Below are 20,190 nucleotides of genomic sequence, written 5' to 3' on the forward strand. Positions count from 1 at the left end.
CGGATGACGGCGCGCTCGGTGGAGATATAATGGGCGTCGCCCATGGACGCTTCGCTCCTCGATGACCCCTGGATCGCCGCTCAGGTCGACGCCGCCGTGGCGCCTTACGTTGGGCGCCTGCCCGCGCACGAGATCGCGTGGATGCGCGAGCAGCTCGCGGAGGTCTTGCTGCACGACGAGGAGGCGAGCCGCCTCCTGCGGCGCGCGCATCCGCGCGAGGTCGACGAGAGCGGCGAGCGGGCGTTCGGGGTGCTCGGCGCAGCGGGGCGCGCCAAGGCGGGATAGCGGTGCGCACTCCGGAAGACCGGCTCCTCGCCGAGGGGCTCGACCTGCTTCAGCTGGTCGCGAAGCGCATCGCGCGCCGTCTGGGCCGCCGCATCCCGGTGGAGGACCTCGTCGCGCTGGGGCACCCGGCGCTGCTCGAGATCGTGCGGACGCACGATCCGAGCCGATCCACCTTCGAGGCCTTCGCCAAGCGGAAGCTCCGGTGGGCCATCTTCGACGGCGTCCGGAGGGAGACGCGCTGGCGTTCCGCGGCCGCGCGGGCCAGCGCGCTCGCTGCGTCGGCGCGCTTCGCCGAGGGACGCGGGGCGGACGACGACGCCGACGCGCCTGCCACGCAGGAGGCCTACGCCGCGCGGCTCGGTGATCTGCTCGCCGGGCACGCGGCCGCGATGGCGCTCGGCCTGCTCTCGGGTCACGGGGACGTCGCCGCCGTCCCCGACGCCGCGGACGACCCGGAGGAGCGCGCCTCTCGCGCCGAGCTCGCGCAGGCCGTGCGTCACGCCGTGCGCGAGCTCCCGGAGCGCGAGCGCGCCCTCGTGGAGCGCCACTACTTCGACGACGAGCGCTTCGATCAGATCGCGCAGGATCTCGGGATCAGCAAGAGCTGGGCGAGCCGGCTGCACAGCCAGGCGATCGAGCGGCTGGGCGAGCTGCTCCGCGCAGCGCGCTGAGGCGCGGGCGCCTCGCCGCCCGCCGGCGGATGCCGGTCAGCGCTGCCGGCTCTGGAACGAGCGGAGGTACGGGGCCCGCTCGTCGTCGCTGACCGGCTCGTTGCTGATCACCCGGTGGTCGCGCGGCAGGAAGTACACGAGCCGGACCGTCATGTGGTCCTTCGCGACGGTCAGCTTCCCCTTGCGACGGAGCTCCGCGGCCTCCTCGAAGCTCTGCGCCTTCGGATCGTAGGCGATCATGTGCAGATCGGACCCGAACGGCTTGGGCAGCTCTTCCACCTCGACGATCTTGTAGATGCGGATCCCTCCGCTCTGCTCGGCGGCTGCGACCACGGCGCCGATCACCAGATCCTTGCCCGTCGGATCGGAGGTCTCGGGCACCGGGGGGGCGCGGTCACATGCAGGCGCGAGCGTCAGGATGCCGGCGCACACGGCGGCGAGCGCGATCGACCTCATGGGCGCTGAATAACATCGATGCCACCCGGCGCAAGCGGCGACCGCGCTGTTACGCGGGGTACGCGGGGTACGCGGGGTACGCGGGGTACGCGGGGTACGCGGGTTGCGCGGTTACACGGATTGCGCGGGGGCCTGCAGGCCGGGCGCGGGTTGCGGGCGTTGGCGGCGCGCTGCCACGTCGTCCGCCGCCTCGCGGTGGTGTCGTGGTAGACGGCGCGTTCGACACGGAGAGCGGGGGCGATCCCTGGAGGAGTGCGATCATGCGACTCGAGGACACGAAGTTCGTCGTCACAGGTGCTGCCCAGGGGCTGGGTCGCCACTATACGCTGCGGCTCGCGGAGCTCGGGGGCCAGGTCGCCGCCGGCGACATGAACGAGGAGGGGCTCGCGTCGCTCGTCGAGGCGAGCAAGGGGCTCGCCGGCAAGGTCCACGCGCGGGCGGTCAACGTGGCGGTGGAGGCCGAGGTGGAGGCGTTCGTCCGCTTCGCGCATGAGGCGATGGGCGGCCTGAACGGCCTCGTGAACAACGCGGGCATCCTGCGGGACGGCCTGCTCGTCAAGAAGGACCGCCAGACGGGCGCCGTCGTCAAGCTGAGCGCGGCGCAGTGGCAGGCCGTCATCGACGTCAACCTGACGGGGGCCACGCTCATGGTCCGCGAGGTCGTCGCGAAGATGATCGAGACCGAGCAGAAGGGCGTCATCGTCAACATCAGCTCCATCGCGCGCCACGGCAACCGCGGCCAGTCGAGCTACACCGCTGCGAAGAGCGCGCTCGCGGCGAACACGAAGACCTGGGCGCTCGAGTTCGCGCCGTTCGGCATCCGCGTCGGCGCCGTTGCGCCCGGCATGATCGAGACGCCCATGACGCAGGGCATGCACCAGAAGGCGCGCGACGCCTTGGTCGCCATGATCCCTGTGGGCCGCATCGGCGTGCCCGAGGACATCTGGCAGGCCGTGCGCTTCGTGATCGAGTGCGAGTACTTCAACGGTCGCTGCATCGACGTCGACGGCGGCCTCACGATGTGACGCCGGCACGCGGCCGACCGCTCCGCGGTGGGCGTGCGTTCGCGCCTCGCCGCCTCGCCGCTAGCCCGCGCTCGCGCGGCGTCGTCTTCCGCCGGTCTGACCGGCTGCATCCCTGCCCGATCCCTCTTCCTTCGACGCTCCTGTGGCGCTCGACCGACCGAGCGCTGCTCGGCGCGTTCGATCGAGCGCTGCTCGGCGCGTTTGTTTGATCGAGCGCTGCTGGCTCGATCCAAGGGGATCTCGGACCACGAGCCAAGGCGGCGATCCGCCCAGGCGACATTCCCCTTGACGCTCCGATATTGAAAGCTATGTTCAATATCAATCCAACCCGTTACGTAGCCGGGGGGTCTGCATGTACGTCTGCCTCTGCATGGGCGTCTGTGATCGAGAGATTCGTGAAGCGATGAGCGAGGGCGCCTGCTCTGTTTCGCAGGTCATGGAGTGCACGGGCGCCGGTACGCGCTGTGGCTCCTGTCGGTCGACGATCGCCGAGCTTGTCGGCGAGCGCGATGGCGCCTCGACGCCGCGTCGCCTGGTGATGGCGCCGGTCTCCAGCGCAGCTTGATCCTCCGGATTGACCGGCAACAGCCTCGATGCCCTGGTTTCCGTCGGAAGCGACGGCGGTGGCACCTATTTCCTTAGAAACTTCTTGCGCACCTCCACGGACCTCGCGCATTTGTGCGGGGCGCTGGCGCTCTAGCCAGCGTCCCCCGCCTGACAGGGGCGGGGTCCGCACGACAGGCATGAGCGCGAGAGGGGTCCGATGAAGGGTGCAAAAGACATCGTTGATGCGTTGAACGAGGTGCTTGCCGGAGAGCTCGTTGCGATCAACCAGTATTTTCTGCACGCGAAGATGTGTTCGCACTGGGGCTTCGTCACGCTCGCTGCGCACGGGCGCGCCGAGTCGATCGACGAGATGAAGCACGCCGATGCGATCATCGATCGCATCCTCTTCCTCGATGGGCTCCCCAACCTGCAGCGCCTGGACACCCTGCACATCGGGCAGAGCGTGCCGGAGCAGCTCAAGAGCGACCTCGATCTCGAGTACCACGCGGTCAAGCGGCTCAACACGGCGATCGCCCTCTGCCGCGACAAGGGGGATCGCACCAGCGAGGATCTCCTGGCCAAGATCCTCGAGTCCGAGGAGGAGCACATCGACTGGCTCGAGACGCAAATCGGGCTGATCGAGAAGCTCGGCGAGACCGCCTACCTCGCCCAGCAGATCCGCGAGTAGGGTAGGGTGAGGGCCGTCCCTCGCGCAGGGAGCGTCCCCCGTGCACCTTCTGGCGGCGGAGGTCGTGCTTGACGTACGATGCTCTGGACGCATGTCCAAGGCGCCGCGGACGACCGTGCTCGCGCGCTTACGCGCCAGCGCGGCACGTCGGTCGTGATCGTCGCGCCGCGCTCGTTTCCCGGAGGAGGATGAGCGCGGCGGGGGAAATCCATGTCGAAGATTCTTGTCGTCGATGACCAGCGGAACATGCGGACCACGCTCGCGATGATGCTGCGTGGCGCCGGATACGAGGTCGATGAAGCCGCGGACGGCAGCCAGGGCGCCGATCTGGGCGCCAAGGGGGCGTACGACGTCGTGCTCACCGACCTCCGGATGGGCGGCTTCGACGGGATCGGCGTCCTGCGCGCGGTGAAGGAGTCGAACGCGAACACGGAGGTCATCGTGATGACCGCGTACGGCACCATCGAGAGCGCGGTGGAGGCGATGCGGCTCGGCGCGTTCGACTACATCCAGAAGCCGTTCTCGGAGCAGGAGCTCCTCGTGAAGGTCGAGCGCGCGATCCAGAACCGGAAGCTCACCGGCGAGGTGCAGCTGCTCGCCAGCGAGTTCAAGGAGCGCTACCGGTTCGAGAACATCGTCGGCCGCTCGCAGGCGGTCCGCGAGGTGCTCGGCCGGATCGTCAAGGTCGCGCCGACCGACGCGACGGTGCTCATCACCGGCGAGAGCGGCACCGGCAAGGAGCTCGTCGCCAAGGCCATCCACGCCAACAGCAAGCGCGCCGACCGCCCGTTCGTGCCGGTGAACTGCGCCGCCATCAGCGAGACGCTCCTCGAGAGCGAGCTGTTCGGCCACGCGCGAGGCTCGTTCACGGGCGCGATCTCGGCGAGGAAAGGGCTCTTCGAGGAGGCCGACGGGGGCACGTTCTTCTTCGACGAGATCGCCGAGACCCCGCTCACCTTCCAGGCGAAGCTGCTCCGCGCGATCCAGGAGAACGAGATCCGCAGGGTAGGCGAGAACAAACCCATCAACGTCGACGTGCGCATCATCGCCGCGACGAACCAGGAGCTCCTGACCGCGGTGTCGGAGAAGCGGTTCCGCCAGGACCTCTACTACCGGCTGAACGTCGCGCGCTTCGTGCTCCCGCCGCTCCGCTCGCGTCGCGAGGACATCCCGATCCTCTGGGAGTTCTTCCTGGAGAAGTACAACCGCAAGATGAGCTGCCGCGCCCGCGCCGCCGACGGCGTCGTCGAGGCGCTGACGCAGTACGACTTCCCCGGCAACATCCGCGAGCTCGAGAACATGGTCGAGCAAGCGGTGGCCCTCTCCGGCGGCGGCCTCATCAGCGTCGATGACGTGCTGCCCGCCGCGGTGCAGCCGAAGCGCGCGCCCGAGGCCGGCGGCAGGCTGCTCGCCGACGTCGTCGACTGCGCCGAGCGCCAGGCGATCGAGGCCGCGCTGCGGGAGTGCGACGGCAGCCGGGAGCGCGCCGCCGAGGTGCTCGGGATCAGCGCGACCACGCTGTGGCGCAAGATGACCCGCCTGGCGATCACGTATCCCCCCGGCTGAAACGGCGCCGGTCTGTCGAGCGCCTTGCCATCGCTCACCGGCCGGGCTCAGCAGCTCGCTCCCACGGCACACAGCGACCTCAGGCGGACCGTGCTCGACGGGCCATGCTCCCCCTGCACCTCGACCTGCTGCCCATCGAGCTCAGCCTGCATTCCTCCGTTCGGGTCGTATGGATGCGGCCGCTCGATCCGAGCAAACCACCTGACTCAGCCGTAAATCGAGGGAGCTAGCCTACGCGAGATTGCATCTTTGCAATGATGCAGCGTCGGGATTTGCCTTAGTGCAATGAGGCGCCTGATGTAGACTGTGCTCTTCTGTTTCACTTTAGCGTCGGCAACTGCAACGCGTCGATTCGGGAACTTGGCCCGGTGATTGCTAGACAGGTAGGCGTATTGGATGGCGGCGATCGCCGCAGGAGGACGCTTAATGGCCCGCATGCTGATCGTGGACGGTGAGAATTCCCAGCGTCGCGCTCTTTCGGCAGGGCTAAGCGTCGAGGGGTTCGAGGTCGTGTTCGCCGCCTCGTTCCAGGATGCGCTGCTCACCCTCGGCTCGTCCCCGGTCGATGTGGCGATGATCGATCTGATGATGCCTGACCTGAACGGCCTCGAGCTCGCGCGGCACATCCGGCATGCGTTCCCGAGGGTGCGGGTCGTGCTCTCCAGCGCGTATCACCTCTCCGCGCGCCAGGTCGAGCGCGCCGACTGCGGCGCGGTGGCCTTCGTCCCCAAGCCTTACCAGGTGGGCGAGATCTGTCGCTTCCTCCGCGCCAAGACGAACGTGCTCACGCCCGCGTCGTGCTAGTAGCGCGGCGTGCGCTGCGAGCTGCTCGACTACGAACTCCCTGAAGCGCTGATCGCTTCGCGGCCCCCCGAGGAGCGCGACGGAGCGAGGCTCCTCCTGGTCGATCGCGGCCGCAGGGCGGGCGAGGTGGAGCACGCGGCGATCCGCGATCTCGATCGGTACATCGAGCGCGGCGCGCTCGTCATCGTCAACGACACGAAGGTCGTCCCCGCTCGTCTGTTCGGGAGGAAGCGCGGCACAGGCGGGCAGATCGAGCTCTTCCTGCTGCAGCGGCTGGACGGGGCGCCGGCCGGCGCGGAGGACCTCGGCGGTGGGCCCCAGGAGAGCGCGCCGCGGTCCGAGCGCTGGCGGGCGATGGGGCGCGCCTCCAAGCCGATACGCCCGGGATCGGTGCTCGATATCGAGCGCGATGGCGCGCTGGTCGCGGAGGTGCTGGAGCGCGCCGAGGACGGCGTGCTCACGGTGCAGCTCTCCTCGCCCGCGGGGCTGTCCGTCGCCGCTGCGATCGACGCGTACGGGCACGTACCGCTCCCGCCCTACCTCGGTCGCGGTGACGACGCGTCCGATCGCGAGCGGTACCAGACCATCTTCGCCCGGGTCCCAGGAGCGGTCGCCGCGCCGACGGCGGGCCTCCACCTCTCGCCTGGCCTCGTCGAGCGGCTCCGCGCGAACGGGGTCGAGATCGCGAGCGTCACGCTGCACGTCGGCCTCGGCACCTTCCAGCCGGTCACGGTCGACGATCTCGACCTGCACCCGATGCACGCGGAGGTCTACTCGATCCCGGACGCGACCGCGGGCGCGATCGCGGGGGCGCGCGAGCGCGGCGCGCCGGTGATCGCGATCGGCACCACCGTGGTTCGCGCGCTGGAGTCGGCCGCCGATCCCGCCCGCGCAGGCCTCGTGCGGGCGCAGTCCGGGGAGACGCGCCTCCTCATCCAGCCGGGCTATCGGTTCCGCGTCGTCGACGCCCTGCTGACCAACTTCCACCTGCCGCGCTCGACGCTGCTCGCGCTGGTGTTCGCCTTCGCCGGCCGCGAGCGCACGCTCCTCGCGTACCGCGCGGCGATCGACGCCGGCTACCGCTTCTACTCGTATGGTGACGCCATGTTGATCCGTGGGGTGGACGCGCCATGAGCCGGACGCCTGGCTTCTCCTTCTCCGAGCTCGCGAGGGACGGGCATGCCCGGACGGGCGTGCTCTCCACGCCGCACGGCGACGTGCTGACCCCGACGTTCATGCCGGTCGGCACCCAGGGCAGCGTGAAGACGTTGACCCCCGCCGAGGTGGCCGCGACCGGCGCGAGGATCGTCCTCGGCAACACCTACCACCTGTGGCTCCGCCCTGGCCCCGAGCTCGTCGCGCAGCTCGGCGGCCTGCACGCGTTCACCCGCTGGCCGCACGCGATGCTCACGGACTCCGGGGGCTTCCAGGCCTTCTCGCTCGCCGAGCGGCGCACCCTCGTCGAGGACGGCTTCGTGTTCCGATCGCACCTCGACGGCGCCCGCAAGGCGCTCACGCCCGAGGTCGCGATGGAGGTGCAGGGGCTGCTCGGGGCCGACATCGCGATGCAGCTCGACGTGTGCCCGCCAGGCGGCGCGCCGCGCCCAGAGGTCGAGGAGGCGTGCCGCCTGACGACGCGCTGGGGGAAGCGCTGCCTCGCCGCGAAGCGCCCGAGCCAGGCGCTCTTCGGCATCGTGCAGGGCGGCACCTCGGTCGCGCTGCGCATGGCGCACGCCGATGAGCTCGGCGCCTTGCCGTTCGACGGGCTCGCCCTGGGCGGCTTCTCCGTGGGCGAGCCGATCGCGATGATGCACGAGGTCGTCGCCCAGATCGGGCCGCACCTCGACCCGACGCGCCCCCGCTACCTCATGGGCGTGGGAACGCCGATCGACCTCGTGCACGCCATCGGCGCCGGGGTCGACATGTTCGACTGCGTGCTCCCCACCCGGAACGCGCGGAACGGGCAGGCGCTCACGCAGCACGGCAAGATCGTCATCAAGCAGGCCCGCTACAAAGAAGATCGTTCGCCGCTCGATCCGACCTGCGCTTGCCCGACCTGCGCCGGCGGATACAGCCGCGCGTACCTGAGGCACCTCTTCATGGCCGGCGAGATCCTGGTGCTGCGCCTGCTGACGGAGCACAACCTCCACCTCTATGGCCGCCTGATGCGAGAAGCGCGCGCGGCGATCGCCGAGGGGAGGTACGCGGCGTTCGCTCGTGCGTGGCTCGGCGCGAGCGGCGCCGGTAATGCCAACGACGCGAACGACGCGAACGACGCGAACGACGCGAACGACGCGAACGAGACGGTGGGCGCGACCGAGTCGACCGAGTGACCCTACATCGTCGCCATGGCCTCTTCGATGCGTTCGCGGAGCGGGGGCAGCGGGCGCCGTCGCGCCGCCGGCGCATCGCCTGCGCTGCCCGGAGGGTTCCGGAGTAACATGGGCGGATGGTGAGCTCTCGCCTCTGGCGTCGGGACGCGCGCTCGGATCCGCGCGCCTCGGGCGGCGTCCTGGCCGCGCTCGACCCGGCCGTATGCCCGAGCCGCTGGCGCACGAGCCCGAGCCGGTCGTGTCGGTCGGATGGCGGCCTTCGCGCGCGGGTCGCGTGCTTGCCCGCGCATTCCTGGTCCATTAGCCTTCGAACTCGGCCCGCGGAATGACGCAAGACGCCAACAAGAAGCCGCTCGGACGCATCCTCCTGCAGCAACGGGCGGTCACCCAGCCCCAGCTCGAACAGGCGCTCCTCGAGGCGCGCGCGAAGGGGGTGCCCCTCGCCACGAACCTCATCGAGAGCGGCACCGTCTCCGAGGTCGCTGCGCTGAAGGCCCTCTCCGAGCAGAGCGGCGTTCCTGGCATCGATCTCAACCAGGTCTGCATCAAGCTGAGCGACCTCTCCATCCTCCCCCGCGAGATCGCCGCCAAACACAAGCTCCTTCCCGTGCTCGTGCGCGAGGATCGCATCCTCGTGGCCATGGCCGCGCCCGCCGACAAGAAGGTGATCGACGAGCTCGAGTTCGTGACCGGCAAGCGCGTCTTCCCGTACATCGCGCTCGCGGGTCCCCTCGTGCGGACCATCGCGGCCGCCTACGACATGAAGGAGCAGGGCGAGCCGTTCTACGTGGGCGCCAAGTGCCCGCCCGAGGTGCTGAAGCGGGCCGGGCTCGGCTCCACGGCGTCGTCCGCCTCCGATGCGCCGCCCGCGCCCCCGCCAGCCCCTGCGCAGCCCGCGCCGCGCCGGCCCGCGTCCGCCGTGCCCCCGGCGACGGCGGCCCAGGCCCCGGTGGCCCAGGCCCCTGCGGCGCCCGCTCCCAGCGCCGCCCCGCCGCCGCCGCGGCCCGCGCCGGAGCGCCCGCGCGACGACGCGGAGATCTCGTTCGCCGATCTCACCGACGATCCGAGCCCGCCCGCTGCCGCGTCGCCGGCCCGCCTCTCGTCGGCGGGGCCGCCGCTCGTCGTCGACGACGCCATGCGGAGGGCGGCGGCGGCCGACGAGCTCACGGACACGGATTTCGGCACCGCAGACCGCGATCTCTCCGTCGTCGAGTCGCTCCCGGGCGCAGGCAAGGCGCCGCAGGGCGATCAGACGACGATCCTGGTCGTCGACGACGAGCCGGAGATCCGGAAGCTGCTCCGTCGCATCTTCGAGGAGCGCGGGTACCGCGTGGAGGAGGCCGATCGCGGGCTCCTCGCGCTGCGCATGGTCAAGGAGAATCCGCCCGACGTGATGATCCTCGACGCCATGCTGCCGGAGGTGCACGGCTTCGACATCGCCCGCCGCATGAAGGGCACCCAGCGCTACGGCCACATCCCGATCATCATGATCTCGGCCGTCTACCGCGGGTGGCGGTTCGCGGAGGACCTGAAGTCGAGCTACGGCGTGGAGGCCTACATCGAGAAGCCCTTCCGCGTCGCCGACGTCGTCGCCGCCGTGGAGAACGCGCTCCAGGCGCGCTCGATCCGCGGCGATCAGGACCGGATCTCGGCGGAGGCGGAGCGCCTCCTCGCCGCGGGGATCGCGGCGTACCGCGCGGGCGATTTCGACAAGGCCGTGCGGCACCTGCGCGAGGGCACGGCGATCGACCCGCTCGCGTACCGGCTGCACTTCCACCTCGGCCTGCTCTACGGCAAGCAGGGGCAGCTCTACGACGCCATCCAGGAGCTGGAGACGGCGCTGCACATCAACGGCAAGCACTTCCCCGCGCTGAAGAACCTGGCCGTGCTCTATCAGAAGGCTGGGTTCCGCAACAAAGCCATCGAGACCTGGGAGCGCGCGCTGGGCGTCGCCCCCGATGACCCGACGCGGCAATCGATCAAGGAGCACTTGCTCGGGCTGCTCTGACGCCTACCCCATGTCGTCTGGGGCCAAGCTGTCGTAGACTGCGCCATTCCACCGGCAGGCGCGTCCTTGGATGAAATTCATCTGCGATAACTGCAAGGCCAAGTACCAGATCGGTGACGAGAAGGTCGCCGGCAAGATGGTGCGGATGCAGTGCCGGCGATGCGGGCACCTCATCCAGGTCAGCGCGAGCGTCACCGAGAGCTCCGTGGCGCGTGCTCTCCCGGTCGAGCCGCCGCGCGAGGCGGGCGACGATGCGCACGTCGCCCCTCCGAGCGACGAGGCGCCGGCGGCGGACGGCGCGGCGAGCCCGTTGAAGCCGCCGCTGGCTTCGTCCCTGGGCCACGGCGCCGCGCCTGCGCCGCCCCGGCCGGCGTCCCAGGCCCTGCCGCGGCCGGCGGGCGCTCCTCGACCCCCGGTCGCGCCGCGCGCCGTCCCTGGACCGGCGTCGAGCCCGCGCCCGGCGACCGCACCGCAAGCCTCCCCGGCAGCCCGGGCTGTCCAGCCTGCGCCCGCGGCGCCGGCTCGTTCCCCTGCGCCTGCCGCCAGGGCGGCGGAGCCCGCGCCGCCGGCGGGGGCCGCCGGCGCGTTCACGCGCGCGATGTCCAATGACCGCCCGCTCGGGAAGGCGCCGGCCGTGCGCGCCACGGCGAGCGAGGACTGGTACGTCGGGGTCGGCGGCGTCCCGCTCGGCCCGGTGCGCCTCTCGGTCATTCGCGACAAGGCGCTTGCCGGCGCGGTGGACGGCGAGTCGCTCGTCTGGCGCGAGGGCTTCGACGAGTGGCTGCCCCTCAAGAACTTCCCGGAGCTGCTCGAGATCGTCACGCAGGCTCAGTCCACCCGCCTGTCCACGCCCGCGCGCCGCATCAGCACCACGGGCTCCTCTGTCGGTCAGGCGCACGCGTCTCCCTCGGCAAAGGCGCCCTCCTCGTCGAGGGGCCCTGCGCTCGCGGGGGCCGTACCCGCGCGCACGGCGACGCGCGAGCCGGACCCTCCTGGCCTGAACGAGCAGGCCCCGGCGGTCGCCGCCTTCACCGCGGCGGGGATGCCCGCTGTGTCGGCCCCGCTTCCCGTGCCGGTCGCATCGGCTACGTCTACGTCCGTTGCGTCCGTTGCGTCCGTTGCGCGCGTCACCCCGGTTGCGCCAGCAGCGAGCGCGCCGGCCGCATGGCCAGGAGCGTCGGCAGGCGCCGGGCGGACCCACGCCGCGGGCGCTGCGCCGGTGGAGATGCTCGCCGATCCCTTCGCGGCCGATCGGACGGTCCCCGTCGCGTTCGCGCCCGGACCCGAGCTGGCCGCGTCCGCCTCGACCGAGCTCGCCCGTGGGGCCGGCGGCCTGGCCGCGGGCGGGTCGCCCTCTGCGGCGGCGCCCGCGGGTGGCCTGGCCGCTGGGGTAGCCCGCTCTGCGACGGCGCCAGCAGGCGGAAGGCCGACCGCGGGGGGCTCACCCGCCGCGGCAGGGGCCATCTCCGCCGTAGAGCCCGCACCTCTGGTGGGTACGCCAGGCAGCCTGGTGGAGACGGTCGCGCCAAGGCGCCGATCGGGCATGAGCCCGCTCGCATACGCCTTCATCGCCATGGCAGCGGCGTTCGGTGGCGTCTCCGCGTTCGTCCTGCTCTCCCCGAAGCCGCAGCAGCCCGTGCAGGTCGTGACGGCCCCCCCGCCGCAGAGCCAGCCGGCCGATTTGCCCACGGCGGCCCCGCCGCCGCCGCCGAGCGTCGAACCGGACGCACCTGCGCCGGCCGAGACGGCTTCTGCCCGGCCAGAGGTCGCTTCGACGGGCAAGGCGGGCGGCGTCGCGAGCCAGCGCCCTCCGCCGGACAAACCGGTCGCTCCACCGGCCTCTGCTCAGCTCGACCGGTCAGGGTTCGGCGCCGGGGTCCCCGGCCCCTCGTCAGGGCCGGGCAGCCAGGGGGGCGGCGCCGGTTTGACCCCGCTTTCCCAAGGGGAGATCTCCGGCGTCGTCGAGTCGAACCGCCCCAGCGTCCGCCGCCACTGCTGGCAGCCCGCCCTCGACGCGCGCGCCAGCAACGCGGCCAGCACCGCCAGGGTCTCCGCTTCGGTGGTCATCGCCGCGTCGGGCGCCGTCCAGTCGGTCTCGGCCGGCGGGTCGGAGAAGGATTACCCCGGCCTGTCGAGCTGCATCGCCTCCCGGATCAAGTCCTGGCGGTTCCCTCCTTCCTCGGGTTCCACCCCCGTGACGATTCCGTTCGTCTTCGCCGCGCAGTAAGCCCGCTGCTCAGCAAGGATGCACCCCTGCGGAGCGAAGGCCGCTCGATCGGGCGCTTCGCTTTACGTCTGCCCAGGCAGGCGGTAATCGACGCGCTCATGGCAGAGCGCAAAGTCCGAATCCTCGTGGCGAAGCCCGGCCTGGACGGCCACGACCGCGGCGCCAAGGTGGTCGCCAGGGCACTCCGCGATGCGGGCTTCGAGGTGGTCTACACGGGCCTGCACCAGACCCCCGACATGATCGCCTCCGCCGCTGTGCAGGAGGACGTCGATGCCGTGGGGCTGTCGATCATGTCCGGAGCACACAACACCCTCTTCCCCGCGGTTATCGAAGCGCTCCGGAGCCGCGGGGCCGAGGACATCGTGGTGTTCGGTGGGGGCATCATCCCGGACGAGGACATCGCGCGGCTCCAGAACGCCGGCGTGAAGGGCGTCTTCACCCCCGGGACCACCCTGAAGAGCATCGTGGAGTGGGTTCAGACCAACGTGACCCCCCACAGCTGACCGCCACCGCGGGGCGCCTCCCCACTCTCCTCCACCGCGGGGCGCCTCCCCACTCTCCTCCACCGCGCGCCTCCCCCGCCCGGTTTCCCCTCAGCCACAGGCTCGCTGAGCCCGCCCGGTAACCCGGCTACGCACCCGTTCGCCCGGCCGCGAATCGATGTGCTCAGGGCGGCGATCCGTCTTGCTTGCTTTCTGTCTTGCCAGCGTCCGCCCGACGCGTTCCAGCCCACCTCCGAGCGGCTCCCCACTTCCTCCCACGGACCTGCTCGAGGGCCATTTATCGATAAATCGCGCTGTTTTGTTGGGTGTGACTTTGAAGGTTTATGTCCTACATAGGTGGCGGATGAGGTCCAGAAATCTCCCAAACTGTTGACACTCGGCACCTCACTCCGTAGCGTGGCGGAGCTTCGTGGGAAGAAGTGGCAGAGAATGTCACGACGCGGCGTGCGCCCGTTGGAGCAACGCGTCGCCAACCCCTCGGCGGGACGGACCAGCCGGAGCTGGGGTCGATGAGCACGATGTTTCGCGGTCACTTCGAGCACGCGATCGACGCGAAGGGGCGCACGAGCCTTCCTTCGCGCTTTCGCGACGTGCTCGCGGCCGCGAACGACCTGCGGATGGTCATCACCCCGGCCCTCTTCGACCCCTGCCTGCACGCGTACCCGATGAAGGCCTGGGAAGAGCTGGAGGCAAAAATTGCAGCACTTCCGCAATTTGATTCGAACGTGGTCGCATTCCGGCGCCGTTATCTGTCCGCGGCCGTCGAGTGTGACCTTGACAAACAGGGCCGGATCCTCATCCCGCCGTCCCTCCGCGAGCACGCGGACCTCACGAAGGACGTGCTGTGGGCGGGCATGGGCCAGACGATCGAGCTCTGGTCGCAGGAACGGTGGAAGGCCGCTCAGCAGATGAGCGAGGTCGAGCTTCAGAGCTTCAAGAACGCAATCGCGGAGCAGTTCCGCCTATGAACGTCGTCAATGTAGTCCCCATGCACCTGCCTCCTCCGCCGCCGCGCCCGCGCGGCGAGCAGCACGTCTCCGTCCTCGGCCGCGAGGTGCTCGCCGCGCTCTCGCCGGTCAGCGAGGGCGTCTACGTCGACGCCACGCTCGGCGCCGGCGGCCACACCGCGACGATCCTCGAGACGCCGGGCGCCCGGGTCATCGGGATCGATCGCGATGAGCGCGCCCTCGCCATCGCGCGCGCCCGGCTCGCCCGCGCAGGGGATCGGGTGACCTACGTTCACGGTGAGTTCTCCGAGATCGAGCGGCACCTCGCGGCCCTCGGCGTCCCGCAGGTGGACGGCCTCTTGGCCGACATCGGCGTGAGCTCCATGCAGCTCGACGACCCGGGCCGCGGCATGAGCTTCCGCGCGGAGGGGCCGCTCGACATGCGGATGGACCCGAGCCGCGGCGAGACGGCGCTCGAGCTCATCGAGCGGCTCAGCGACGAGGAGCTCGCGGATCTCATCTACCGCTACGGCGAGGAGCGCCGCAGCCGGAGGGTCGCGCGCTGCATCAAGCAGGCGGCCGACAGCGGCGAGCTCGTCACGACGCTCGACCTGCGGCGCGCCGTGGTGCGCGCCGTCGGGCCGGCGCGCATCGGCGGCGTCGATCCGGCGACGCGCACGTTCCAGGCGCTGCGCATCGCGGTGAACGGAGAGCTCGATCAGCTCGAGGCGCTGCTCGAGGCGGCGCCCAGGATCATCGCGCCGGGCGGCGTGCTCGCCGTGATCTCGTTCCACTCGCTCGAGGACCGCATCGTCAAGCGCGCGCTGCGCGAGCCGGAGGTCTGGGAGCCGCTGACGAAGAAGCCGGTGACCGCGGGCGACGACGAGGTCGAAGGCAACCCGAGGGCCCGCAGCGCAAAGCTCCGCGCCGCGCGGCGTGTGGGCGGTGCGGAGGCGCTCGCGTGACGCAGCAGCGTCCGTTCCTCATGCTGTGGACGCTCGCGGTGGCCGCGACGGTGGCGGCCTTCGTCGTGCACCTCGCGCTGCGCGGGCGCACGGTCGACCTGGGCTACAAGCTCGGGCGGGCGCGCGCCGAGCAGGCGCGGCTGCGTGAGGTCAAGCGGGTGCTCTCGCTCGAGGCGGCCAGCTACGAGACGCCGCAGCGCGTGGAGATGGTCGCCCGCTCGCTGCTCGGCATGACGCCGCCCCCGCCCGAGCGCGTGATCCCGGTGCGGGGCTACTCGGCGCCGCCCGGCGAGCGCGAGCCCGAAGGCGAGGAGTCCGGCCGCGCGCCGCCGAGCGGAGGGCAGCCGTGAAGAACCTCGATCCCCGGCGCGCGCGGTGGATCCGCATCCGCATGGGGCTGCTCTGCGGCCTCATGGCGCTCGGCCTGGGCGGCGTCGTGTCCGGCGCCTACCGCATCGAGGTCGAGGACGGGGACGCGTGGTACGACCTCGCCGAGCGGCAGCGCCAGCGGCGGCTCCACATCACGCCGAAGCGCGGCACCATCTACGACCGGAACGGCGCGCCGCTCGCGGAGAGCGTGGAGGTGCCCAGCGTCTCCGTGGACGCGGTCGAGATGCTCCGCGGCATCGAGGAGAAGTACGTCCCGATGCGGATCCAGCAGTACGCCGAGCGCATCGCGCAGGCGCTCTCGCTGCCGATCGAGGAGGTCGTGGAGAAGCTCGGCCGTCGGCGCCGCTTCGCCTGGCTCAAGCGCCGCATCTCCGAGCAGGAGGTCGAGAACGTCCGCGCGCTCGGGGACAGGACGCAGCGCTACCCGGTGCGCGGGCTCGTGATCGAGGGCGAGGGGCGCCGCTTCTACCCGAACCGCGAGCTCGCCGGCCCGCTGCTCGGCTTCGTCGCCACCGACGGCGAGGGCAAGGAGGGGATCGAGCTCAGCCTGGAGCACGAGCTCCGCGGCAACGCGTCCGAGGTGCGCGGGCTCCGCGATCGCTCGGGCCGGCTCATCTTCTCGGAGGGGATCGAGGACGAGCAGGCGCTCGCCGGGCACAACGTCCACCTGACGATCGACAAGGGCATCCAGTTCACCGCCGAGCGCGAGCTCGAGGCGGCGATGAAGACCTACGAGGCGCTCGGCGGATCGATCGTGGTCGTCGATCCGGAGAGCGGCGAGATCCTCGCCATGGCGAGCGCTCCGGGCTTCAACCCGAACGACTACTCGCAGAGCGATCCGGGGTCGCGGCGCAACCGCTGCGTCGTCGATCGCTTCGAGCCCGGCTCCACGATGAAGGTGTTCGCCATCGCGAGCGCGATCGCGGCGAAGAGCGTCTCCCCCAGCGCGACCATCTACTGCGAGGAGGGGAACATGGCGATCGACAACGTCGTGATCCACGACACGCACATTCACAAGTGGCTGACGGTGCCGCAGATCCTCGCCCAGTCGTCCAACATCGGCACGGCGAAGATCGCGCTCGGGCTCGGCGAGCAGCGGCTCTACGAGGGCTTCCGGCGGTTCGGCTTCGGGGACCTGACCGGCGTGCCGCTGCCGGGCGAGTCCGTGGGCGTGCTGCGGCCGCGCGGCCGCCCGTGGGTCCAGGTCGAGACGGCGGCGGCCTCGTTCGGGCAGGGGATCAGCGTGACCACGCTCCAGCTGGCGATGGCCACGGCGGCGGTCGCCAACCACGGGCGGCTGCTCGAGCCGATCTTGATCAAGCGGGTCACCGACGGCACGGGCGTCACGCTGTCGGAGCCGTCGCCGCGCGTGCGCCGCGACGCGGTGCCGGCGCCGATCGCGCGGATGATGTCGGAGATGCTCGTCGCGGTGACGGAGGGGGACGGGACCGGCGTCGAGGCCGCGATCCCCGGGTTCCGCGTCGCGGGGAAGACGGCCACCGCGCAGAAGATCGATCCCGCGACGGGCAAGTACACCGACACCCACTACGTGGCGTCGTTCGTCGGGTTCGTCCCGGCCGAGCGGCCTCGGATCGCCATCGCGGTGGTGCTCGATGAGCCGATGGGCGGCACGTACGCCGGCGGCTCGGTCGCGGCGCCCGTCTTCCGTCGGATCGGGGAGATGGCGCTGCGCTACCTGGGCGTTACCCCGCGCGGGAGCGTGCCGATGAAGCTGTCGGAGATCAGCGAGCAGGCCGGGGAGGACCTCGCGGCGAGCACCTACCAGGTGCTGAGCGAGGCGCGCGCCGCGGCCGCGCCGATCTCGACGGGGGTGGTCACGCCGTCCGCGCCGCTCAAGGCGGGGGAGCTGCGCGTCCCCGATCTGACGGGGCTGCCGCAGCGCGAGGCCGTGAAGAGCGCCGCCGCGCTCGGGCTCGATCCGAGCGTCGAGGGCACGGGGCGGCTCGCGCGCCAGGAGCCTCCGCCCGGGACCGTGCTGCCCAAGGGAGCGCCCCTGAAGCTCATCTTCGAGCCCCCCACATGACGGAGCACGATCACAAGGAAGCCAGCCTGGCCGAGGTCGAGCTCGCGCTCCGCCTCGGCGACGTGCTGCTCGAGATCCCGGGCGCCGCGCTCTCTCCGGCGGGCGCCGAGGAGATGGTCGTCACGGGCGTGCACCTCGACTCGCGCAAGGTGGGGCAGGGGGACATCTTCGTCGCGCGCGCGGGCGCGCGCGCTCACGGCGAGCGCTTCATCCCCGAGGCCGTGGCGCGCGGCGCGCGGGCGGTGATCGTCGCCCGCGGGAGCGCGGCCGACACGCTCGGCGCCGCGCGCGTCGAGGTCCCCGACGTGCCGCTCGCGCTCGCCCAGGCTGCCGCCGTGGTCTACGGACACCCGACCTTCACGCTCGAGGTCGTCGGCATCACCGGTACGAACGGCAAGACGACGACGGCCCACCTCGTCCAGGCCTGCGTCGATCGGTGCGGCGGCCAGGCCGGGATCGTCGGGACGCTCGGCTACCGCTTCGGCGATCTCGATGTCCACGCCTCGCACACGAGCCCCGAGGCGGACGAGCTCGCCCGCGTCGCCGCCGCGATGGTCGCCCGCGGCGCGACGCACCTCGTGATGGAGGTGTCGTCGATCGCGCTCGCGGCGAAGCGCGTCGACGCGGTCCGGTTCCGGATCGCCGTCTTCACGAACCTCACGCAGGATCACCTCGACTACCACGGCACGATGGAGGCGTACGCGGCGGCGAAGGCGCGCCTGTTCGTGGATCTCGGCCCCGGCGCCGCGGTCATCAACGTCGACGATCCCTTCGGGCGGCAGCTCGTCGAGATGCTCGCCCCCGGCGGGCTCTCGCGCCCGACCGCGGCGACGCTCGCGCGCTACTCGGCGGAGGTGGGCGCGGGCCCGGACGCCGCGGAGATCGCCCCCGTCGAGCTCGCGCACAGCGCGAGCGGCACGTTCATCCGCGCCCGCACGCCCGTCGGCGAGGTCACCATCCGCTCCCACCTGCTCGGCGCGCACAACGCGTCGAACCTGCTCGCCGCCCTCGCCGTGGCCTACCTGCTCGGGTTCGACGTCGGCGACGCCGCCGCGGCGCTCTCGTCTCCGATCCAGGTCGCGGGCCGCCTGGAGCGCTGTGATACCCCCGGCGCCGACGATGTGATCGTGCTCGTCGACTACGCGCACACGCCGGACGCGCTGGCCCGCGTGCTCGCGAGCGTGCGTGCCCTCGGCGGCGGGCGCGTCCTCTGCGTCTTCGGGTGCGGCGGCGACCGCGATCCGCTGAAGCGGCCGCAGATGGGCGAGGCGGTCGGCCGCGCCGCCGACGTCGCCATCGTCACCAACGACAACCCGCGGAGCGAGGACCCGCGCGCGATCGCCGACGCCATCCTGCCGGGGCTCGCCGCGGGGGGCGCGCGCGTCGTCGTCGAGCTCGATCGGGCGCGCGCGATCGAGCGCGCGGTGCTCGACGCCGAGCCGGGGGACGTGGTCCTCATCGCCGGCAAGGGCCACGAGCCGTACCAGATCATCGGCGGCGTCACGCTGCCGTTCGACGATCGCGACGAGGCGCGACGCGCGCTCGCCGCGCGCCGCGCGCGCGCCCTCGGCGAGCGGCCGTCGCACGGAGGTGCGGGGTGATTTACGAGCTCTTCTACCCGCTCAAGTTCCACTACGGCTGGCTGAGCTGGCTCAACGTCCTCCGCTACATCCCGTTCCGCACGATCATGGCGACGATCACCGCCATGGTGCTGACGTTCGTGCTCGCGCCGTGGTTCATCCGCGAGCTCCGGCGCAAGCAGATCGGGCAGGTGGTCCGCGCCGAGGGGCCGGAGACGCACAAGATCAAGGCGGGCACGCCGACGATGGGCGGCGCGCTCATCCTGCTCTCCCTGCTGCTCCCCACCGTGCTGTGGGCCGACCTCAGGAACCCCTTCGTCCTCGCGACGACGGCCGTCACCGCGGGCTACGGCGTCATCGGCTACCTGGACGACTTCCTCAAGATCAAGCGGCGGAACAGCGGCGGCCTGCCCGGGCGCTACAAGCTCATCGGGCAGGTGCTGATCGGCGGCGCGGCCGTGGCCTACACGTTCCTGCTCGCGTCCAAGCTCCCGCCGGACTGGGCGGATATCAGGACGCGCCTCGCGATCCCGTTCGTCGCGTTCTCGAAGTACCCGATCGAGCTGCCGCTCTACGTCTACATCCCGTTCGCCGTCTTCGTCGTGGTCGCCACGTCGAACGCCGTGAACCTCACCGACGGCCTCGACGGCCTCGCGATCGGCCCGGTGATCATCAACGCGGGGACCTACCTCATCCTCGCGTACATCGTCGGCGCCTCCATCGCGAGCTTCTCGCTCGCGACCTACCTCGACATCCCGGCCATCGCGTCGGCCGGCGAGCTGTCGGTGTACTGCGGCTCGGTCATCGGCGCGGGGATCGGGTTCCTTTGGTACAACACGTACCCCGCCCAGGTCTTCATGGGGGACGTCGGGTCGCTCGCCCTCGGAGGCGGGCTCGGGATGCTCGCCGTCTTCACCAAGAACGAGCTCCTGTCGATCATCCTCGGGGGGATCTTCTTCATCGAGACGGTCAGCGTCATCACGCAGGTCCTCTCGTTCAAGCTCACCGGCAAGCGCGTCTTCTTGATGGCGCCGATCCACCACCACTACGAGAAGAAGGGGTGGGCGGAGCCCAAGATCATCGTCCGCTTCTGGATCATCTCCATCCTCCTGGCGCTGGTGTCCCTGGCGTCGATGAAGCTGCGGTGAGGGC

General features: G+C 71.2%; 19 protein-coding genes. 18 read left to right on the top strand and 1 reads right to left on the bottom strand.

Translation table 11 applies throughout. From position 1 onward, the window contains the following. Positions 1-42: 42 nt before the first annotated feature. Both WMF11_RS09175 and WMF11_RS09180 read left to right on the top strand, forming a co-directional pair. Positions 43-285, top strand: a complete 243-nt coding sequence (locus tag WMF11_RS09175) for a hypothetical protein (protein WP_272101334.1) — start codon at positions 43-45, stop codon at positions 283-285. Between the two features lie 2 nt (positions 286-287). Beyond that, entirely contained in the window at positions 288-956 is a 669-nt protein-coding gene (locus WMF11_RS09180) for a sigma-70 family RNA polymerase sigma factor (RefSeq protein WP_437908075.1), read from the top strand. Positions 957-992: 36 nt separating this feature from the next. On the opposite strand, the gene WMF11_RS09185 is transcribed toward WMF11_RS09180, so the two are convergent. After that, a complete protein-coding gene (locus tag WMF11_RS09185) occupies positions 993-1,412 on the bottom strand; it encodes a hypothetical protein (protein WP_437551110.1) in 420 nt (139 codons plus the stop codon). 260 nt (positions 1,413-1,672) lie between these two features. Here WMF11_RS09185 and WMF11_RS09190 point away from each other — a divergent pair, with 260 nt between their 5' ends. The 16 genes from WMF11_RS09190 to mraY all read left to right on the top strand — a co-directional run bounded on the left by WMF11_RS09190 (position 1,673) and on the right by mraY (position 20,186). Beyond that, positions 1,673-2,437 (top strand): SDR family oxidoreductase, encoded by a 765-nt coding sequence (locus tag WMF11_RS09190; RefSeq protein WP_437908077.1) that lies wholly within the window; start codon positions 1,673-1,675, stop codon positions 2,435-2,437. Between the two features lie 352 nt (positions 2,438-2,789). Beyond that, positions 2,790-3,002 carry a (2Fe-2S)-binding protein gene (locus WMF11_RS09195; protein ID WP_437328430.1) on the top strand — a complete coding sequence of 71 codons (213 nt, stop codon included), beginning with the start codon at positions 2,790-2,792 and terminating at the stop codon, positions 3,000-3,002. Between the two features lie 198 nt (positions 3,003-3,200). After that, positions 3,201-3,671 carry a bacterioferritin gene (bfr, locus tag WMF11_RS09200; protein ID WP_437908078.1) on the top strand — a complete coding sequence of 157 codons (471 nt, stop codon included), beginning with the start codon at positions 3,201-3,203 and terminating at the stop codon, positions 3,669-3,671. Positions 3,672-3,881: 210 nt separating this feature from the next. Further along, positions 3,882-5,237: a sigma-54-dependent transcriptional regulator gene (locus WMF11_RS09205; RefSeq protein ID WP_437551113.1), complete on the top strand. Its 1,356-nt coding sequence runs from the start codon at positions 3,882-3,884 to the stop codon at positions 5,235-5,237. Positions 5,238-5,633: 396 nt separating this feature from the next. Further along, on the top strand, positions 5,634-6,041 hold the full coding sequence (locus WMF11_RS09210) for a response regulator (protein WP_437908079.1): 408 nt from the start codon (positions 5,634-5,636) through the stop codon (positions 6,039-6,041). A gap of 9 nt (positions 6,042-6,050) precedes the next feature. Beyond that, positions 6,051-7,175 carry a tRNA preQ1(34) S-adenosylmethionine ribosyltransferase-isomerase QueA gene (queA, locus tag WMF11_RS09215; RefSeq protein ID WP_437908080.1) on the top strand — a complete coding sequence of 375 codons (1,125 nt, stop codon included), beginning with the start codon at positions 6,051-6,053 and terminating at the stop codon, positions 7,173-7,175. Then, positions 7,172-8,374, top strand: a complete 1,203-nt coding sequence (tgt, locus tag WMF11_RS09220) for a tRNA guanosine(34) transglycosylase Tgt (protein ID WP_437977205.1) — start codon at positions 7,172-7,174, stop codon at positions 8,372-8,374. Before queA ends, tgt begins: the two co-directional genes overlap by 4 nt. Before the next feature lie 325 nt (positions 8,375-8,699). Next, positions 8,700-10,382 carry a response regulator gene (locus WMF11_RS09225; protein WP_437977206.1) on the top strand — a complete coding sequence of 561 codons (1,683 nt, stop codon included), beginning with the start codon at positions 8,700-8,702 and terminating at the stop codon, positions 10,380-10,382. A gap of 70 nt (positions 10,383-10,452) precedes the next feature. Further along, positions 10,453-12,609: a GYF domain-containing protein gene (locus tag WMF11_RS09230; protein WP_437977207.1), complete on the top strand. Its 2,157-nt coding sequence runs from the start codon at positions 10,453-10,455 to the stop codon at positions 12,607-12,609. Positions 12,610-12,707: 98 nt separating this feature from the next. Next, positions 12,708-13,112: a cobalamin B12-binding domain-containing protein gene (locus WMF11_RS09235; protein WP_012234290.1), complete on the top strand. Its 405-nt coding sequence runs from the start codon at positions 12,708-12,710 to the stop codon at positions 13,110-13,112. 419 nt (positions 13,113-13,531) lie between these two features. Further along, positions 13,532-14,080 carry a division/cell wall cluster transcriptional repressor MraZ gene (gene mraZ / locus WMF11_RS09240; protein WP_437977208.1) on the top strand — a complete coding sequence of 183 codons (549 nt, stop codon included), beginning with the start codon at positions 13,532-13,534 and terminating at the stop codon, positions 14,078-14,080. 20 nt (positions 14,081-14,100) lie between these two features. Then, complete coding sequence (gene rsmH, locus WMF11_RS09245; protein WP_437555344.1) at positions 14,101-15,024, top strand: 16S rRNA (cytosine(1402)-N(4))-methyltransferase RsmH; 924 nt, start codon at positions 14,101-14,103, stop codon at positions 15,022-15,024. Beyond that, positions 15,021-15,374 (top strand): hypothetical protein, encoded by a 354-nt coding sequence (locus WMF11_RS09250; protein WP_437908084.1) that lies wholly within the window; start codon positions 15,021-15,023, stop codon positions 15,372-15,374. The genes rsmH and WMF11_RS09250 overlap by 4 nt, the downstream gene beginning before the upstream one ends. Then, positions 15,371-17,458, top strand: coding sequence for a penicillin-binding protein (locus WMF11_RS09255; RefSeq protein WP_437908085.1), 2,088 nt, complete (start codon positions 15,371-15,373; stop codon positions 17,456-17,458). The genes WMF11_RS09250 and WMF11_RS09255 overlap by 4 nt, the downstream gene beginning before the upstream one ends. Continuing rightward, complete coding sequence (locus tag WMF11_RS09260; protein ID WP_437977209.1) at positions 17,455-19,059, top strand: UDP-N-acetylmuramoyl-L-alanyl-D-glutamate--2,6-diaminopimelate ligase; 1,605 nt, start codon at positions 17,455-17,457, stop codon at positions 19,057-19,059. The genes WMF11_RS09255 and WMF11_RS09260 overlap by 4 nt, the downstream gene beginning before the upstream one ends. Further along, positions 19,056-20,186: a phospho-N-acetylmuramoyl-pentapeptide-transferase gene (gene mraY, locus WMF11_RS09265; RefSeq protein ID WP_437551129.1), complete on the top strand. Its 1,131-nt coding sequence runs from the start codon at positions 19,056-19,058 to the stop codon at positions 20,184-20,186. The genes WMF11_RS09260 and mraY overlap by 4 nt, the downstream gene beginning before the upstream one ends. Positions 20,187-20,190: the final 4 nt, after the last annotated feature.

The organism is Sorangium sp. So ce295, assembly GCF_051527405.1.
GTDB lineage: Bacteria > Myxococcota_A > Polyangia > Polyangiales > Polyangiaceae > Sorangium > Sorangium cellulosum_B.

Coding starts and splice junctions, on each gene's coding strand:
- WMF11_RS09175 (WP_272101334.1), top strand. CDS start 43: ATGGACGCTTCGCTCCTCGATGACCCCTGGATCGCCGCTCAGGTCGAC.
- WMF11_RS09185 (WP_437551110.1), bottom strand. CDS start 1,412: ATGAGGTCGATCGCGCTCGCCGCCGTGTGCGCCGGCATCCTGACGCTC.
- WMF11_RS09190 (WP_437908077.1), top strand. CDS start 1,673: ATGCGACTCGAGGACACGAAGTTCGTCGTCACAGGTGCTGCCCAGGGG.
- WMF11_RS09195 (WP_437328430.1), top strand. CDS start 2,790: ATGTACGTCTGCCTCTGCATGGGCGTCTGTGATCGAGAGATTCGTGAA.
- bfr (WP_437908078.1), top strand. CDS start 3,201: ATGAAGGGTGCAAAAGACATCGTTGATGCGTTGAACGAGGTGCTTGCC.
- WMF11_RS09205 (WP_437551113.1), top strand. CDS start 3,882: ATGTCGAAGATTCTTGTCGTCGATGACCAGCGGAACATGCGGACCACG.
- WMF11_RS09210 (WP_437908079.1), top strand. CDS start 5,634: ATGGCGGCGATCGCCGCAGGAGGACGCTTAATGGCCCGCATGCTGATC.
- tgt (WP_437977205.1), top strand. CDS start 7,172: ATGAGCCGGACGCCTGGCTTCTCCTTCTCCGAGCTCGCGAGGGACGGG.
- WMF11_RS09225 (WP_437977206.1), top strand. CDS start 8,700: ATGACGCAAGACGCCAACAAGAAGCCGCTCGGACGCATCCTCCTGCAG.
- WMF11_RS09230 (WP_437977207.1), top strand. CDS start 10,453: ATGAAATTCATCTGCGATAACTGCAAGGCCAAGTACCAGATCGGTGAC.
- WMF11_RS09235 (WP_012234290.1), top strand. CDS start 12,708: ATGGCAGAGCGCAAAGTCCGAATCCTCGTGGCGAAGCCCGGCCTGGAC.
- rsmH (WP_437555344.1), top strand. CDS start 14,101: ATGCACCTGCCTCCTCCGCCGCCGCGCCCGCGCGGCGAGCAGCACGTC.
- WMF11_RS09260 (WP_437977209.1), top strand. CDS start 17,455: ATGACGGAGCACGATCACAAGGAAGCCAGCCTGGCCGAGGTCGAGCTC.